This window comes from Cryobacterium sp. 10I1 (genome assembly GCF_035019805.1).
GTDB classification, from domain to species: domain Bacteria; phylum Actinomycetota; class Actinomycetes; order Actinomycetales; family Microbacteriaceae; genus Cryobacterium; species Cryobacterium glucosi.
The window spans coordinates 1-260 of sequence record NZ_JASJVF010000661.1; the positions used below are offsets into that span (position 1 = coordinate 1).

The window sequence follows — 260 nt, forward strand, 5'->3', positions numbered from 1 at the left end:
CGCCGACGGTGACGGTCGTCGCAACCGCGGTGCCGGAGGCGTCGAGGGTCTTCACCGTGGAGACGCCGTCCGCGGTCGTGACCGCGGCGCTCGGGACGGTGAGCACGTTGGTGCGACGCTCGTAGACGATTTTGGCCGTGACGGCGACGCCGTCGTAGAGGCCGTCGGGGTCGCCGGTGACGGCGACGACGACGGGGTAGGTGACCGCTCCGGAGGTCGTCGACGGCAGGATGCCGACGGACTGCACGGTTCCGAAGAAC

Annotated in this window: 1 pseudogene; it reads right to left on the bottom strand. The window is 70.8% G+C overall.

Features of this window, described 5'->3' with window-relative positions:
* Nucleotides 1-260: pseudogene (locus QN345_RS20225) on the bottom strand (RND transporter); the annotation flags it as partial.